Source organism: Pseudoalteromonas sp. D15MCD-2, from assembly GCF_038562745.1.
GTDB lineage: Bacteria > Pseudomonadota > Gammaproteobacteria > Enterobacterales > Alteromonadaceae > Pseudoalteromonas.
Map to the genome: position 1 here is coordinate 426,400 of NZ_JBCFQE010000002.1, position 17,617 is coordinate 444,016.

Genomic DNA, 17,617 nt, shown 5'->3' on the forward strand with positions numbered 1-17,617 from the left:
GTGCATTTGAATTTATACACTATTTGATGCAAACTTAACTAAGTTCTTGTTTAAGAGACCCAAAGTTTGCAAACAGCCTGTCCTAGCTGCGATCTTGTCATTGAGATCCCACACTTAAGTGCAAAACAAGTGGCAATATGCCCTCATTGCAATACAAAGCTTTCGGCATCGCAAGCTAACCAAGATAGTATGGTGGTCGCACTAAGTTTAAGTGCTATTGTTATGCTACTGAGTAGTATGTTTTATCCATTCCTGTCTTTTACCAGTAGTGGTATTACCCAAACAATCACCTTACCCGATGCCGCTCGTATTCTCTTTAATTACGACAACGACTTTTTAGGTTTGTTCATCGACACCAGTATTATTGGTCTGCCCCTTCTTTTATTAGTACTCATAATTCCACTACACCTAGGCTTACTAAAAGCGTTACCATATCAATGGGGAAAAAGACTGTTAAAAACCACCTTTGCGTTAGAACCTTGGATCATGTCAGAGATTTTTTTAATTGGCGTGATGGTCAGTATGGTAAAAATCATGTCGATGGCCGATATTGAATTTGGTGTAAGCTTTTGGGCCTATAGCGCTTTTGTTATTTGTTATGTGGCAGCCACAGCAAAATTAAATAAGCACACCTTATGGCAACAATTAAAAGAACCTGAATACATAGAGCAAACAAAGCCAAACACGCGTGCTATTGATCAAGGATTAAGAGCATGTCATGTTTGTGGGCAACTGTGTGCGACCGAAATCTGTTCACGCTGCGACTCTAAAACTTACAGTCGTAATCCTTTTAGTGTGCAAAAAGCCGCAGCGTGGTTATTAACCTCAGTGGCCTGTTATATTCCAGCCAATGTCTATCCTATTATGTACACCACAAGCCTTGGCGATGAAACTCCATCAACTATTATTGGTGGCGTAATGATTTTATGGAATAGTGGTTCGTACCCTATCGCAATGATCATCTTTTTAGCGAGTGTGGTTGTTCCCCTTGCCAAAGCGCTAATATTAAGTTTTTTATGTTTTATGGTGATGAGGCCAGCAAACAGACAAACTAAAAGCTATACACGTATCTATCAATTGACTGAATTTATTGGTAAATGGTCAATGATCGATGTATTTGTTGTGGCGATTCTAGTAGCCTTAGTGCAACTCGGAAACTTAATGTCAGTAACACCTGGCATTGGCACAATATTTTTTACAACCATGGTTATTTGCCAGATGTTGGCAGCCCATGCGTTTGATCCACGTTTATTGTGGGATAACCCAGATAACTTAAGTACTGCGAAACAAGAGACCTTGGCATGAGCGAAACCGCTAAAATAAAAACAGCGCCAAATATATCAGCAATCTGGATCATTCCAGTTATTGCCTTATTAATCGGCGCATGGATGTTGTACCAGTATCAAGCAAATAAAGGCACCACCATTTTTATCAAAATGCCTCATGCAGAAGGTATTGTGGCCGGTAAAACGGAAATAAAAGTACGTAGCGTGAAGATTGGCCAAATCGACCATGTTCGTTTATCAGATAAACAAAATAGCGTTATCGCACGGGCGCAAATCGATAAACATTACGACGATTTACTCACAGATGATGCGAAAATTTGGGTGGTAAAACCACGGATTGACGATACCGGCATAAGCGGCATGAGTACCCTACTCTCTGGTGTGTATTTAGAATTTGCACCGGGAGAGAGTAAAAAGCTGGCCGAAAGATTTGAGCTACAAGATGAACCGGCTCTAATTGGTAAAGATGTAAAAGGTGGGCGCTTCACCCTATTAAGTTATAACGCAGAAGTGCTTGATGTGAGTACCGGTATTTACTTTAAAGATTACAAAATTGGCCAAATAGAAACCGCCACCTTTGATTGGAAGAATCAAGCGATGAAATATGGCATTTTTATCAATGAGCCATATCAAAACTTGATCACCTTAAACTCTATTTTCTGGGTAAACTCAGGCATCGAAATAGACCTCTCTGCAGATGGTATTAATGTTAATACAGGCTCGTTAAGTAAATTGCTCAAAGGCGGTATTTCTGTTGGTATTCCTGAGCAACAAGCGCCCGGTGAAGTTGCCAGTAACGGCCATAGCTTTTCATTAAGTAATAGTTACAAAGCCGCGCTTGAAGAACGCTTTTACGATTTTGACTACTACTTAATCGACTTTGAGCAATCAATTCGCGGCTTACGCGCTGGCGCTCCTGTAGAATACCGAGGTATGCGCATCGGTAGTGTAGTTGAAGCACCTGCAAGTGTGATAATAGATGGTAAGCCTGCACACTTTAGAACCGATAACACCGCAGTACCTGCCCTGATAAAAATTGAGTATGGGCGCCTCTACCACGACAGTGCAGCAGCACGCGAGTTTTGGTATTCGAGTTTAGATGGCTGGATCAAAAATGGTCTTCGAGCCTCTTTAAAGCCAGGTAACTTACTCACTGGTGCGGTGTATGTTGACTTAGATATTTACGATAACGCAGAACCCGCCGAGTTAAAGACGATAGCTGAATATACCGTATTCCCGAGTGTATCAAGCGGTATTACAGTTATAGCCGACCAAGTCTCTGATGTATTGAATAAAGTAAATAACCTTAAAATTGAAGATAGCTTGGCACAAATGCAGACCACCTTTGCCGAGTACCAAGCGCTTGCTCATGACATGAGAGAGCTACTAAATAAGCAAGATACACAAGACTTACCGGGTGATATTAATCGCAACTTTGCAGAAATGACTAAGAGCATGCAACAGTTCGATAAAACAATGAAACAATTTGAAAAAACTATGGCAAGTTATGAGCAAGGCTCAACATTCCACCAGCAGTTGCAAACAACTTTATCTGAATTTAAACGTTTAAGTGAAGAGCTGCAGCCACTCACAAGAGGTTTAAACCAGCAACCTAATATGTTGATCTTTGATAAAGAGCTACCAGCAGACCCAACGCCGAGGAAACAATAATGAACTATAAACTCTGTGCTTCAGTTGCATCAGCGCTATTACTTTCGGCCTGCAGTCAAACGTCATTCTCGACTATTGAGTATTATCAATTTTCGCAGCCAATTATTGCAATGCAGCGCTTAGCTGAGAATACACAAGCTCAGCTCAGAATTAATACCGTACAGCTACGTGGTGCGCTTAATAATCGTGGTATTGCTATGGTTCTCGACAACAACCGAGTCAATGCTGCTAACTACCATTTATGGAGCGAATCACCTGATTTAATGTTAACCGCCAGTGCCCATCAACAGCTTTACACTGAGCTTGGTAATTGGATGGTAATAAAAGGTTTACCGGTGATCACCGATTTAGATCAGCAAAGTTTCTATGAATTAGAATATGAGCTACATCACTTCAACGGCGATGAGCAAGGCAATGCCAACATTGCAGGGCTTTGGCGTTTGTACTACACAAACCCTGAATCTGGCCGAAAGTTAAAGGCGGTCAATTACTTTAATGAGCTTACACCACTACAAGACAGTGATTACGAAGGGCTTGTCGCAACACTTGAGTCAACGTGGCTAAAGGTCAACAAACAGGTTGCAAACGAAGTATCAAAGCTTGCTCTTTAATAAGAGTTTTAGAGGCTGATTGTCATCGTTAATGATGATATCGCCTATAAACTCAAAACCAAGTTTCTGTAACACCTTCTGTGAACCAATATTTGTTTGCGAGGTTATTGCAGCAAGCACACCAAGCTCTAATACGTGTTTTTTTGCCATCAATAACCGAGCAGCAGATGTAATAATACCCTTGCCTTCATAGTTAGCTAACAAGGCAAATCCTAAATCGGGAATAGCTAGCGCATCGCGCTGAAAGAGACCTACCATTCCAACCGGTGTATCATCAGCTAAACATACAATATAACTGCCAAAGCCCAATTGCTGGTGGCTATTTATAAATGTTTGTTGAATATAATGTTCAGCTTGTGCGGGCGTATTAATATTTTTATTTCCTATGTGCTCTAAAAATGTTGCTTGGTTCAAAAGCTCAACGATAAAAGTCGCATCATCAGGCTGCCCGGCACGTAAGTATATATCTAACATATATTAAAACACCTTACTAACGACATCATTGGTAAAATTAAGGCAGTCTAGAACACGCTCTTTTTGTACTTTAGATAACTCGTCAATATCGAAATAGCCATACTCAGTGTGCTCATTACTCAACATTATCTCAGCGTCATCAGCTATATAAGCACGAAAAATAAACGCATGAGAGTTAAATGCTGTGTGATAATAAACGCCACTTAAATAAGCGATATCTACATCACAGTTAAGCTCTTCTTGGCATTCACGAAGCAACGCTTGGTGAATGGTTTCACCTTTATCTAAAGCTCCGCCAGGTAGCCCCCAACTTTTTTGACCGTAATCAGCTTTTAGTAATAACACCTGACCTTGGTTGTTGGTGATAACCGCATGGCTACTGAGTCTGTAAGTATCTGAAAATGCCATAACCCATTTGCTCAATTAATAAAAAGTGACGTTATTGATGAGTGTAAAGTAATTATCACTCCAATAAAAATTGTTATTGACTAAATTAATACTCAGGGTTATTTCTCCTAAGCTTCCTTTTCGAAAAAAAAGCCCAAGCAATTGCTTGGGCTTTTGTTTATCAACTATAAAGTTACTTTTGCAATTTAATGCCTTTGTAATACGTCTCTAAGTTTTCAACTTTTGTTTGGTTTTTAAGATCAGCAAATGGCTTATCTGCAAACTTACTACCACGCATTTGAATGTTTAAACGCGCAGCTTCATTGTTTAGCATCGTTTTCTTGTAGTAATCTTTTAGATCAGCCAATGTCACTTTTTCAACTTCAGCGATAAGCTTTTCTTTAGAGTCAAAGTTGAAGTTTTCACGGTACCAATCAGAAATAAGCGGTGACATTTCATCACTTAAATTCTTAGGTTGCTCTTTTAAAGACACAAGCGTTGCATTTTTAAGTTGTGCAAATGTTTCTTCTGTCATGTTATCAAGCTCAACAGCGTATTGCTTTTTGAACTCATCAAAACGCGCTTGCATCTCTTTAGGGCCTTTAACCGGTGTTTGAATATATAGGCCCAATGCAGAGTAATCTTCAATAGGACGCGCTAACGCACCAACCGCATAAGCTAATTGCTCTTCAGTACGTAACTTATCAAACGCTACGGTTCTAAAGTGGCTTTGTAAAATTTGTGCCTGTGCTTTTTGTTTATAGCCAGGGGTTGGGTGAACAACCATGTCAATGATTGCTACATCAGCTACATCAATATCTTTTTGTAAAACGATACGCTCACCAGGCTGAGGCAACCAGGCTTTACTTCTAGCAAACTCAGTCGCTTCATGACCTTTTGGTAAAATAGCGGTTAGTTTACTCGCAATAGCGTCAACATCATTTTGGTTATAGTTACCAAACGTGAATACGCGTAAGTCATTGGCAGCAAGTGTTGATTGCTTAATAGCCGTAAAATCATCTAAGGTAAGCGCATCTGCCGCAGCAATCAAGGTTTCAGTATTAAATTTACCACTACGAGTAAGCTTAGAGTACTCACCGAATGCTTGATAGAACGGGAACTGTTTTTGCTGATTTAGTAAATCACGCTTAAAACGATCGATTGCTTGGGCAAAACCTTCTTCAGACACCTCTAAGGTTAGATTTTCAAGCGCCTGAGCTAAAAGGACATCTTGTTTATCAGTGAAACCACTAAGCGATAACACAAGGCCATTACTTGGCTGTAACCCTAAACTCATACCTGCAACAGCGGCTTCTGTGCTTAATTTACTTTGTTGTAAGTTATAAAGATCAGCCCAAATTGAGTAAAGAACCTGTGATTTTACATTCACAAGGGCATCTGGCGTATTAATGTAAACTTCAACAAGACCTTTAGGCTGCTCAGCAAACTGCTGACTTGCTTGACGCCAAACTTTAACGCCTTGCTTATCAAATACGAGTTCAGGGTGCGCTTGTTGTTTAAACTCAGCTGTTTTAATTGCAAAGCTTTCAGGTAATAAGCGGTTTACTGTTGGTAATGCTAACGCGTATTCACTTGGTTTATTCCAGCTTGCAACTTCTGACTCACTGATATCTTCAATACGATATTTACCATCGTAAAAATGCAGCTGTGAATCTGTCTCTTCTTGTTTTGAAATATACCAAATACGTAAAGTATCTTCGTTTAATTGCGAAAGGACATTTTGCACCGCATCTGCATCAAACTTTGCATAATAATAAGGTGCGTTAATTGCGTTGTTCACAGGGAACTTTTGCATGCTATCAGTTAAGTTACTTACATAACCAAACTCATCTCCTTTTTCTAGGAATTGAAACGAATTGTTTAACGATGTACGAATTTCATTAAAGTATTTGCTATCAACACCTTGATCTTTGATAAGTGCAATATATTGCATAACCATAGCAACAATTTCTTCGCGGTTTTGCATGCCGGCATCAGTCAATTCAATATCAACTGTTAAGCTTCCGTAGTTCCCATATTGCGTTGGTGAAGCAGAAGACGATAAACCTGATACCCAACCTTTATCACGTAGTATTTGTGCTGGGCTGCCTTGCATTTCGTTACTTAAAAGGTATGAAACAAAACGATTTGGTTTAACCGCAAACTGTGAACTGTTATCAGCAATTGTGAACTCTAACTGTAGTTGTTTTACATCTTCATTTGGTGAGTAGTAAACACGCTTTCCGCCAGCAACAGAAAAGTCTAACTTATCAGTCACCGTTGGTTTTTCGATTTTTTTGTTTTCAATATCAGCGAAATACTGTTTAGCTTTTGCTTCCATTTCAGCCAGTGGACGATTTGAGATCATCGCCACTTTCATAATGTTCGATGAATAATATTTGTTATAGAAAGCAACGGTTTCTTTATGCAGATTGCTGCCTTCTTTGTCACCTAAAGTTTCTAGGTTACCAATTAAGAAACGGTTTGCAGGGTGTGAGCCCATCATTTGACGTGCCAGTTTAAATTGGCCAAAAAAGTCCATTTCACGACGCATTGACCACTCTGCGTTTACCGCATTTTTTTCTTTGTCTGTGTATTCAGGGTAAAGCTTTGGTGATTTAAAGAAATCAGCAAAGCGGTCAAGTGCTTCGTCGTAGGCATCATTGTTTACTTTGAACATGTAGTTTGTGATATCTAACCAGGTGTAAGCGTTATGTGCGCCACCATTTTTGGTCATGAAATCACTATAACCTTTAGTGTCTGGGTAGCGGTCTGTACCAAGGAACAACATATGCTCTAGGTAGTGCGCCATGCCTTGTTGCGACATAGGGTCGTGCAATAAACCAACGCCTACACTCAAAGCAGCAGCTGATTTTTCAGCACTAGGATCTGAAATCAAAATTACATCAATTTCGTTATCTAGTTTTAATGTTTTGTACTCACGGGTGTCGTTTGGGCTGATAACTAACGAGTCAGGAATAAGGTTAGTATTAGCTGCAGGAGGCGTTGTGGTAGAAGTAGAAGAACAACCAGCTAACACTGCAAAAGCGATTGCACTGAGTCCCATTATTTTTTTCATTATTTTGTATCCATTAGAAATTGAATAAATTTTTATTTATCATGTGTTTTCGAGCGCCGCAATTCAATGCTTTTCAGCTAAGTTACAGCAAAACTTTGTAACACATTGTGAAAATGCAATACTTACGGTTAAGATTAATAGCAATAACTATAACAAAGGATGAGCTATGGAAAAGTGGCTAATTGTAGCAATGTTCACTCAGGTCTTTCTGACTTTTGCAGTCATGTACATTATGGGTAAGCGTCGTTTTCGTGCTGCAAAACAAAAAACCATCGAGATGAAAGACTTCTTAACAATGGAGCTTGAAAAGGCTGGGGATAATGTTCGCGTGGCAGATCGTAACTTTATCAATCAATTCGAAATGCCTGTGCTGTTTTTTATTGCGTGTTTAACAGCTCTGCAAGTCAATGCTGTTGGTACTGTATTTGTTGCCCTTGCTTGGGTTTATGTTGCATTAAGAATTATTCATAGCGTAATACACTTAACTTCAAACACCTTGAAGGCGCGCTATTATAGTTTCGTTATCAGTAGCTTTATAATGCTAATAATGTGGGTGCTGATTTTAGTTAGAATTTTCTAATAATCATCAATACAAAGAAATAAGGCGCTTTTAAGCGCCTTATATATACCCAAGCCACCTCAAGATGCAGAATTCAGCGTTTCACAGGTGCTTAGTATCAAGGCGTTACTTTGCAAGAATGGCATCCCCTTTTAAGAAGTAACAACGATGAGAGTAAGTGCCTGTGAAGCGCCCAGAGGGTTGGTTTAAAAGCGATTTATACTGCGTTATTGATTTTAACAATAGAACCTCTATTACTTGCAATCAATGCCTTGCCTAAATCGCTTTTAATTCCAACTGAAACTCGCATCTTGAGGTGGTTTGGGTATACGGAATCATTTACGACGACTAAAGCCTGCAAGAGCTAATAAAGATAGCATCCACGCAAGACTCCCGCCTGAGCTACTACCATCATTGTCTGAAGAGTTATCTTCATCAATTAGCGTGTTCTCTTTTGGTGATAAAGAAGCAGACGAATTCGGATCATCATCAATCACAGTCACACTGTTAATGTAAAATAAGTTTTCACCACTGAAACCTGATGTTGTATCTGGGCACTGCTCTTCATTAAGATTTACTACTGGGATTTCTCCACAATGAACTAAAGAGGTGATTTGTTCTAAAACATCCATACTCTGTACAGTTACTTCACCAAAAACAGTAAAGCCACCATTTTGTAAGTCGAGGTTAGCGCTGTTATCTTTTAAATTGAAAAACCACTGACTTGTCGCACTATTAGCATTACCACCAAGCTTGGCCATTGCAATGGTACCTTTAACATTCGACAGCTCTGGCTCATTGGTAATAGCGTCAGCAGTTTCTATCGCCTCAAAATCAGTATCAAACTTAAAACCACCACCTTGCAATACAAAGTTATCAACTGAGCGATGGATAACCGTACCGTCGTAGCTGCCATCTGCAACATAGTTTAAAAAGTTTTCAACGGTAATAGGTGTGTGTTGATCATAAAGGTGAACAGTAATACTGCCCAGATCTGTCTGCATTTCAACAATAGTAGCATTGGCTGTAAAACAGCTAGCCAATAAAGCAGTTGCAAGTAGATGTTTTTTCATTGTTTATCTTTCCTGATAATTTTTATTATATAACTGCAAGAAGCTTAAACAAAATAGACAGACGCTTAAATAGCAAACAAAACAGTTACACAAAACGCGCCAAAGCAATTACATCTCAGTTACATTAATTTACACCGTGTATTCATTATGGTTATAAAAAATTTAAAGAATAAATCAAAATCGTCTTATCAAATAGGCTCAGTTTGTTAGTATCTGCACGACAACAATGAACACACAGGAATGAACCATGGCGAATGAAGAGAACGCAATATGCGATTTTGGCCTACACCAAGGTGAGCCTTATAGTAAGTTACCCGCTAGTTTTTTAAATTGGATGGTCGGCAATAATCATCAAAAGTCTCATTACGCAGAACAAGAACTACAACGCAGACAACTTGCCGCAACAGGACAACTAAATACAGAAAATAGCGACAAAAGTTTATAAAAGACATTTAATTTAAACTTAAGTCGTTTAAACTAAGCGCATAATTAACCTACTGCTCTATTCAGGCAAACAATTATGCGCTTTTTTTTACTAACATCGCTACTGGTTACCCTAACCGCATGTAGCTCCTCTTCTAATAATACTGATTCAGCCAAATATTTAACTCTGCTTCATACTAATGATAACCATGGTCGTTTTTGGCATAACGAACAAGGTGAATATGGCATGGCTGCTCGTAAGACTTTAATTGATCGACTAAAAGCCGAAGCCAAAGCACAAGGTCATGCTGTTTTACTGCTTTCTGGTGGCGATATCAATACGGGTATTCCAGAGTCTGACTTACAACACGCGGAGCCCGATTTTAAAGGTATGTCGGTAATTGGTTATGATGCCATGGCAATTGGTAACCATGAGTTTGATAATCCACTGGCAGTACTTGATCAACAACAAAAATGGTCAAACTTCCCTTTTCTATCAGCAAATATCATCGATAAAACAACCGGTGAAACTCGTTACCAAGGCTATAAAATCTTTGAAAAGAATGGACTTAAAATTGCTGTAATAGGCTTAACCACCACAGATACCGCTAAAATCGGTAACCCGCAATATATCGGTGGTCTAGAATTTAAAGACCCTACAGACGTTACTGCAAAGTTAGCTCCAGAAATTGATAAACAATACAACCCAGATATTACCATCGCTGTTACTCACATGGGTCACTATGTTGATGCTAACTTTGGTATTAACGCACCCGGTGATGTCACTATGGCGCGCAATTTACCAAAAGGGATGCTTGATATTATTGTTGGCGGTCATTCACAAGAGCCTGTGTGTATGAAAGAAGCCAATGTTGCTGACAAAAGCTTTATGCCAGGTAAAGAGTGTAAGCCTGACCAACAAAATGGTACTTGGATCATGCAAGCCCATGAGTGGGGTAAATATGTTGGTAAAGCTGAATTCAAATTAGAAAACGATGAATTAACTTTGCTCAATTACTCACTTATTCCTGTAAATCTTTATATCGATGATGAAAACGGTAATAAAAAGCTAGCGGCTGAGTACATTGAACCAAACAAAAACTTACAAGACATCCTTGCGGTTTATCAGCAAAAAGGCGCAGCACAAATTGCTGGTAAAATAGGTAACGTGGATGCAAAACTTGAAGGTGATCGCAATAAAGTACGCTATGAGCAAGTAAACTTAGCACGCGTTATTATTGCTGCACAAATGCAGTCAGTGGGTGCTGATTTTGGTTTGATAAGCGGTGGCGGTATTCGCGATAGCATTCAAGCAGGCGATGTAAGTTATAAAGATATTTTAAAAGTTCATCCTTTTAAAAACCGTATCACCTATATTGATATGACAGGCCAAGAGCTATTTGACTACTTACAAGTTGTTACTTCTTTCCCACCTGATTCAGGTGCCTACTTACAATATTATAAGCTAAGCTTTAAACGCATTAACGACACTTTATCTGATGTTAAAATTGCTGGAAAGCCACTTGATATGGCTAAAACTTATCGCATGAGCATTAACAGCTATAATGCCTCTGGTGGTGATGGCTATCCTACTCTTACCAATAAAAAAGGCTTTGTGAGTACAGATGATACAGATGCACAGGCATTAAAACGTTTCTTTGAGCAAAATAGTCCTGTTAAAGCGGCTGATTACGCCCCTAAATAAAGACTACTTAAATAGAAAAAGGGAAGCCAGTGACTTCCCTTTTTACTTTTAAACTAGATTACTTCCCAATGACTTCAATATCGGCAATCTCGATCGCTTTCAATCCGTAATGATGTAATCGAGAACGGGAGCCTTCACCATGGGCCTTAGGTGGATAATAGGTTTCTTTTATCTCAGGCTGCTCTTGCCAAACTTCATCAAGTGCAGCCCGAATTTCACTTAATGTTTTTTCTAAACTATTGGTAAAGTTTGGGCGCTTACGTATCGTGTGACCAAGCTCTACTAACCGGTAAAAATACTTGTTCGCTAAAGTCAGTAATTCTTCTGGTACATCTTTATTTTGATTAAGCACTACATCTGGATGTTCAATACAAAACTCAACCAATGCAAGGTAAAAGCACAGCGGCTTATTAGCAAGTGCAACCGTTTTATCAACAGCACAGCTAGCAGCCAAGGTTTTATTTTGAAGATCGACTATCAATTTAGGCTTTTCTTCTGCCTGAATTGCAACTTCTGGTTCGTGTTTAGCAATTTGGATTTTAGTGCGTTCACTTATAAATAATAAGTAAGTAAATGCCGCGGCAAATAAACACACCAAAATAAACACTGCGATATCATCTTTAGCAAATAAAGACGATGCCACAACAAAGCTAACCGTTAATGATTTTTGTGGTGCATGCAATTGCTTAGTGATTAAATCTGCACGAGCAGGATAATCAGAGATCCCCTCAATGGAGTAAACCATCACGCCTGAGTCAGCTAATTGTGCATTAAGACGCGCGATATAATTGAGTACCATATCTTTACTACCTGAATGCTTTAAAAAATCATCAGGTAAATTTAAATGGTTTAAATCAAGGGCAATGCGGTTTTCAACTTTTGCTAGAGTCAGGGCATCATTAGTTGTTGTCTTATAAGCTTTTGCTGTAATAAAGCTGGCAAATAAAACCAGGCAACAGCTTATAAATACTCCGCCATAAGCAAGTTTTACTCTAATTGGCAGCATTGCTATCCCCTACTTTCATTGTTTGCTGAGTCGACTCACATTTCCAAAAAGACTCAACATGATTAAAGTAGTGAGAATTTTGATTGTGTGCCAATTGGGTTAACTGCGCTTGAACTGCACATAAAAGGTCGGTGTTTTCATCCTGCATTTTTAAATACCAACGACTACCACTTATATTGTCGCGTATAGGCGTAATGTAGTTTTTAGAAAAACGTTGCTGGTCGCTGTCTTGCCAATAAGAAGAAATTAAATCGACCTTACCACTTGCAAGCAGCTCTCTTAATTCACTATGCGAACTTGCGTAAGTGATATTAAGGTTTTCTAGGTTGATATCTAATTTTTTAAATAATTGTTTAGGGAGAATGTGTCCAGAGCGGCTCGTTGGGTAATCAAGCAAACCAATACGTTTATCTAAAAAGTAGCTTTTTTCAATGCGTGGCTTTTCTTTACTAGAAATTAAATAAGCTGTGTAGTCAGGAAAGCCAACAACTGCTTGGTAGTTATATGTTGACTCGGCCATAAAGGCATTAATCAAGTTTTCTTTAGCCAGGATCAAATCTGCAATCCCTTTACCTAAAAACTCAATTGTGTCTGAAGTTTTATAACCCCAATAAGAGGTGACCTTGCCGTATTGTTTACTAATGATGTCATCAGCGCACAAAGTTTTAGCTACATCCTCAGCCAATACTTTGCCTGATGAATACACCACCAACTCGTTAAGGTTAACCTCTGACTTAGTATCACATTGAAAAGACGTTTCAATAAATGCATCTATATCAGATACAGCCGGTTTGCCCTGCAAAATTCCGATATAAAAAAACAAAATAACTGCTAGAAACAAAAATGTAACAATCGACGATTTTTTTATTAGTATTGTTCTTAAATTCAATTTTAATAGCCAACAACGCTCCGTTGTCTCTATTTGAACAATTATTCTTACTTATTACAACAAGTAATTTTACCTGAATATTTTAAGTTATTGATAAATAACATATATGAACAAGAAATTATGAATCTTATTGAGTCCTTTCTATTTGCTTTTAAATTCAGGAAAATATGCATCAAGAAATCGTGCTTCAGGGCACATTCATTTTTGGACACTGAGTCAATGTTACAAAAAACAATAAAAATGTTGCTGTTATCGACACCAGTTATTTCTGCGGTGTTAAGTAACCCTGCTAATGCATGGGGTCAGAATGGCCACCGTATTATTGGTGAAATTGCATCTAAGCATATTACAGACACCACCAAGCAAGCATTAGTTCCTTTACTTGATGGTGATTCTTTACCACAGGTAGCAACGTGGGCTGATGAAATGCGTTCTGCTCCAGAAAAATTCTGGCAAAAGAAATCTTCGCGCTGGCATTACATTAACTTTAAAGAAGGTGAAGCCAAACCTCATTACGACTCAAATACCCACCATAACAAAGAAACCGTGTCAGATATCCTCGAAGGCATGGAATATTCAATCTCAGTATTACAAAACCAAAAAGCTTCTCTAGGTGAAAAACAGTTCGCACTGCGTTTTTTAGTTCATCTTGTTGGCGATAGCCATCAACCTTTTCATGCCGGTCGCGGTGAAGATCGTGGCGGCAACAATATTTCTGTCACATTCTTCGGTCAAGATACCAATTTACATAGCTTGTGGGACACGAAACTCATTGAAAATGAAAATTTGTCCTATACTGAGTTTGCGCAATTTATAAATACAACAAATCAAGCGTTAATAACGGACTATCTTGCCGGTTCTCCTAGCGATTGGTTAATCGAATCAAATAATATTGCAAACTCTCTGTATAAAGAAAATGAAACAAACGTAAGTTATAGTTATATCTATAAAAACTTACCGATTGTTAAAACTCGCCTACAACAAGGCGGGATAAGATTGGCAGGTTTATTAAATAACTTATTTGATAAATCAGCAAAACCGTTAGTAAAGGCACTTAAGATGCCAACTGACAGCAAACTATAAATGAAACATAACCTCTAACACGGGAAATAACATAATGAAAATCCAACTCCGCAAAACAGCTCTATCACTTGCTATTGCAGCATGTGTTGGTGTGAGTGGTGCAGCGTTAGCAAATGAAACAACATCTGCTATCAAGGGTCAAATCAAAGGTCCTAGCGGCAACCCAGCTGCAGGCACTAAGATTACTATCGTTCACTTACCTTCAGGTTCAACTAAAGAAACTGAAACGAACGATGCGGGTTACTTCACAGCAAAAGGCCTACGTGTAGGTGGTCCTTACCGCGTTGTTGTAGATTCTGACGTATTCGCAGATCAAACATTCAACAACATCAACCTACAAGTGGGTGCTGACTACCCAGTTAATGTTACGTTAGAGAGACAATCTGATGTAGAACAAATCGTAGTTACTGGTCGTCCTATCAGCCGTATGTCTGGTGGTACAGGCCCAGCTGCAACGTTCACACTTGAAGATTTAGAAAACCAACCAGCTATCAACCGTGACTTAAAAGATATCGTTCGTATCGACCCACGTGTAACAATTGATGATAGCCGTGGTTCAATCAACTGTGGTGGTGGTAACCCTCGCTTTAACAGCTTAACGCTTGACGGCGTTCGTATGAACGATAACTTTGGTTTAAGCTCAAACGGTTACCCTACAATCCGCGCTCCTTTCTCTTTCGATTCAATTGAGCAGGTGGCAGTGGAGCTTGCACCTTTTGATGTTCAATATGGTGGTTTCACATCGTGTAACATCAACGCTGTTACTAAATCAGGTGGTAACGAAGTACACGGCGGTATGTTCTTCGATTACACAAATGATTCAATGAAAGGCGACAAAATCGAAGGTGAAGACTACGATAACGGTGATTACACTGAAAAACGTTACGGCTTCAACGTTGGTCTACCACTGATTAAAGATAGCCTTTTCTTATTCACATCTTACGAAAAACTTGAAGGTGTAAAACAATACAACTACGGCGGCCTAGACACTGGTAGTGTTACAGCAGCAGATGTTTCTCGTGTACAACAAATCGCTCAAGACGTTTACGGTTATGACGCAGGTGGCATGCCATCAAGCGCACCTGTTGAAGATGAAAAAATCTTAGTTAAGTTAGACTGGAACATCAATGATGACCACCGTGCAAACTTAATCTATAACTACAACGATGGTTTTACACTTTCTCAATCAGATGCTTACAGCAACACTGTTACTTTAGATAATCACTTCTTCAAGCAAAGTGCTGAATTTACATCAATCATTGGTTCACTTTACTCTGATTGGTCAGATGAATTTTCAACTGAGATTCGTTTAGGTAAATCAGAGTTAGATCAGACTGTTCGCTCTTTAGATGCAGCAAGCAGCTTCGGTGAAATGCAAATTCGTACAGAAGACGGTGGTACTATCTATATCGGTCCAGATGATTCTCGTCAATCAAATGCTCTTAGCTACGAAACAGTGACAGCAAAAATTGCGGGTACATACTACCTTGATCAACACACGATTACTGCTGGCTATGAATTTGAAGAATTAGACGTATTCAACCAATTCGTTCAGCACACTCAAGGTGAGTGGCGCTTTAAATCTGTAGATGATTTTGAAGCCGGTTTTGCAGATCGTGTTTATTACAACAATGCGGCTGGTACTAACGATCCAACAGATGCTGCGGCTAACTTCTCTTATGCACAACACACTTTATATGTGCAAGATGAGTACAGCTTCACAGATTTAGATGCAACATTAACGTTTGGTCTTCGTTACGACAAATACACAAGTGACGACAAACCTAACTACAATGAAAACTTTACTAACCGCTACGGTTTCAGCAACCAAGCAACATTCGACGGCATCGATTTAATTCAACCACGTGTTGGTTTTGAGTGGTACGCAACAGATGCACTAGAAGTACGTGCAGGTGTTGGCTTATTCTCTGGTGGTAACCCGAATGTATGGCTATCTAACTCATACTCGAATGATGGTATCACTAACATTGGTACATCAATCAGAGGTGGTGTTGACCTATTTGCTACGCCAAACGTGAACGGCGGCACACCAGGTTACGAAGTACCACAAAGCTTGTACGATGAAGTTGCAAACACAGTAATTGGTTCAGGTGATTCATCTGTAAACGCTGTTGACCCAGACTTCGAAATGCCGTCTGAGTGGAAATATTCAGTTGGTGCAACATACACAACTGAAGATGAGTATGTATTCTCACTAGATTACTTATTCACTAAACGTAAAGATGCTGCATTCCTGGAAGATATCGCGTTACAAGATTCAGGTGAAACAACGTTTGATGGTCGTCCAATTCTTGAGTCTAAAGAAGGTCGTCGTGGCGATTTACTTCTTACTAACGTAAGTGGCGATAGCGGTGAGTCTCATGTTATCTCTGCTGCAATGAGCAAGCGTTTTGATAACGGCATTAGCGTACAACTAGCTTACGCTTACACTGATTCAACAGATGTTAACCCTATGACTAGCTCGGTAGCGAGCTCAAACTACGGTAACTTAGCGACATACGATCCAACTAACCCAGGTGCACACACATCTGATTACGAGATCCCACATCGCTTTACCATGACATTAGGTTACACAACTGAGCTGTTCGATGGTTACAACACACGTTTCAACCTATTCAGTGAAACATACAAAGGTCTTCCTTACAGCTATACATTTGATGATTCAGACGGCGTTTGGGGTGATAGCAACTCAAACGGCGGCCGTCAGCTAATGTATATCCCTGAAGTGAATGACCCTAACGTTGTTTACGACATGACTGCAGATGAGGTTAATGAATTTAACGAGTGGATTTCTGCTCAAGGTTTAGCTCGTGGTGAAATCTCTGGTCGTAACCGTCAAAATGCTGATTGGTTCACTAAAGTTAACTTCAAGATGACTCAAGAGTTACCTGGTTTCATGCCTGGTCACAAAGGTGAAGTATTCTTCGTTATCGATAACTTAACAAACATGTTAAACGATGACTGGGGCGTACTTAAGAAAGGTAGCTTTGTTGGTAACAGCATGGTTACAGTAAAAACTGATGACCAAGGTCGTTACGTATACTCAGACTTCAACCCTAACAATGGTAAAACTGCAACTCAAAGCAGCGCATCAGTTTGGGAAATGCGTGTAGGTGTACGTTACACATTCTAATAACGAGTTAACCTTGTTATAAAACAAAAGCCCGCCCCTACTGGCGGGCTTTTTACGTTTTAGAGAAGTTAACGAGTTGCTAGTTGCGAGAGTAAAGCTACTAGGGGAAAGTTAGCAAGAGTAAAGCTCCAAGAGTAAAGTTAGAAATTTACTAGTAGCAGCGATTTTACATCGCGTCCTAGTGCCTAGTGCCTAGAGCCTAGAGCCTAATACCTGA

Annotated in this window: 15 protein-coding genes; 9 read left to right on the plus strand and 6 right to left on the minus strand. The window is 39.4% G+C overall.

Annotated elements, in window-relative coordinates; genetic code table 11:
• Positions 1-66: 66 nt before the first annotated feature.
• The 3 genes from AADY36_RS18590 to AADY36_RS18600 are packed head-to-tail and all read left to right on the plus strand — an operon-like array spanning position 67 to position 3,568.
• Entirely contained in the window at positions 67-1,305 is a 1,239-nt protein-coding gene (locus AADY36_RS18590) for a PqiA/YebS family transporter subunit (RefSeq protein WP_054563081.1), read from the plus strand.
• Positions 1,302-2,957: an intermembrane transport protein PqiB gene (gene pqiB / locus AADY36_RS18595; protein WP_055021213.1), complete on the plus strand. Its 1,656-nt coding sequence runs from the start codon at positions 1,302-1,304 to the stop codon at positions 2,955-2,957. Before AADY36_RS18590 ends, pqiB begins: the two co-directional genes overlap by 4 nt.
• Positions 2,957-3,568, plus strand: coding sequence for a PqiC family protein (locus AADY36_RS18600; protein WP_342409449.1), 612 nt, complete (start codon positions 2,957-2,959; stop codon positions 3,566-3,568). Before pqiB ends, AADY36_RS18600 begins: the two co-directional genes overlap by 1 nt.
• Here AADY36_RS18600 and AADY36_RS18605 read toward each other — a convergent pair.
• From AADY36_RS18605 to AADY36_RS18615, 3 genes are all read right to left on the minus strand, one after another.
• Positions 3,551-4,042: a GNAT family N-acetyltransferase gene (locus AADY36_RS18605; protein ID WP_342409450.1), complete on the minus strand. Its 492-nt coding sequence runs from the start codon at positions 4,040-4,042 to the stop codon at positions 3,551-3,553. The genes AADY36_RS18600 and AADY36_RS18605 overlap by 18 nt on opposite strands.
• A 3-nt stretch (positions 4,043-4,045) precedes the next feature.
• Positions 4,046-4,450: an NUDIX hydrolase gene (locus AADY36_RS18610; RefSeq protein WP_054563077.1), complete on the minus strand. Its 405-nt coding sequence runs from the start codon at positions 4,448-4,450 to the stop codon at positions 4,046-4,048.
• A gap of 172 nt (positions 4,451-4,622) precedes the next feature.
• Positions 4,623-7,508, minus strand: a complete 2,886-nt coding sequence (locus AADY36_RS18615) for an insulinase family protein (protein ID WP_342409451.1) — start codon at positions 7,506-7,508, stop codon at positions 4,623-4,625.
• A 166-nt stretch (positions 7,509-7,674) separates the two neighbouring features.
• Between AADY36_RS18615 and AADY36_RS18620 the strand changes: the two genes are divergently transcribed.
• Positions 7,675-8,088 carry an MAPEG family protein gene (locus AADY36_RS18620; RefSeq protein ID WP_054563074.1) on the plus strand — a complete coding sequence of 138 codons (414 nt, stop codon included), beginning with the start codon at positions 7,675-7,677 and terminating at the stop codon, positions 8,086-8,088.
• Between the two features lie 314 nt (positions 8,089-8,402).
• Here AADY36_RS18620 and AADY36_RS18625 read toward each other — a convergent pair whose 3' ends face one another.
• Complete coding sequence (locus tag AADY36_RS18625) at positions 8,403-9,110, minus strand: peptidylprolyl isomerase (RefSeq protein WP_446728750.1); 708 nt, start codon at positions 9,108-9,110, stop codon at positions 8,403-8,405.
• Between AADY36_RS18625 and AADY36_RS20890 the strand changes: the two genes are divergently transcribed.
• The 3 genes from AADY36_RS20890 to ushA all read left to right on the plus strand — a co-directional run bounded on the left by AADY36_RS20890 (position 9,088) and on the right by ushA (position 11,268).
• Positions 9,088-9,156 (plus strand): hypothetical protein, encoded by a 69-nt coding sequence (locus AADY36_RS20890; RefSeq protein ID WP_350338400.1) that lies wholly within the window; start codon positions 9,088-9,090, stop codon positions 9,154-9,156. The two genes, AADY36_RS18625 and AADY36_RS20890, sit on opposite strands and share 23 nt — an antisense overlap.
• Positions 9,157-9,387: 231 nt before the next feature.
• Positions 9,388-9,585 carry a hypothetical protein gene (locus tag AADY36_RS18630; protein WP_054563072.1) on the plus strand — a complete coding sequence of 66 codons (198 nt, stop codon included), beginning with the start codon at positions 9,388-9,390 and terminating at the stop codon, positions 9,583-9,585.
• 75 nt (positions 9,586-9,660) lie between these two features.
• Positions 9,661-11,268 carry a bifunctional UDP-sugar hydrolase/5'-nucleotidase UshA gene (gene ushA / locus AADY36_RS18635; RefSeq protein ID WP_342409453.1) on the plus strand — a complete coding sequence of 536 codons (1,608 nt, stop codon included), beginning with the start codon at positions 9,661-9,663 and terminating at the stop codon, positions 11,266-11,268.
• A 58-nt stretch (positions 11,269-11,326) separates the two neighbouring features.
• Here ushA and AADY36_RS18640 read toward each other — a convergent pair whose 3' ends face one another.
• A complete protein-coding gene (locus tag AADY36_RS18640; RefSeq protein WP_342409454.1) occupies positions 11,327-12,274 on the minus strand; it encodes a hypothetical protein in 948 nt (315 codons plus the stop codon).
• Positions 12,261-13,163 (minus strand): hypothetical protein, encoded by a 903-nt coding sequence (locus tag AADY36_RS18645; protein ID WP_342409455.1) that lies wholly within the window; start codon positions 13,161-13,163, stop codon positions 12,261-12,263. The genes AADY36_RS18640 and AADY36_RS18645 overlap by 14 nt, the downstream gene beginning before the upstream one ends.
• Before the next feature lie 219 nt (positions 13,164-13,382).
• Here AADY36_RS18645 and AADY36_RS18650 point away from each other — a divergent pair, with 219 nt between their 5' ends.
• Positions 13,383-14,246, plus strand: a complete 864-nt coding sequence (locus AADY36_RS18650) for a S1/P1 nuclease (protein WP_342409456.1) — start codon at positions 13,383-13,385, stop codon at positions 14,244-14,246.
• Positions 14,247-14,280: 34 nt separating this feature from the next.
• A complete protein-coding gene (locus tag AADY36_RS18655; RefSeq protein ID WP_342409457.1) occupies positions 14,281-17,400 on the plus strand; it encodes a TonB-dependent receptor in 3,120 nt (1,039 codons plus the stop codon).
• Positions 17,401-17,617 lie beyond the last annotated feature (217 nt).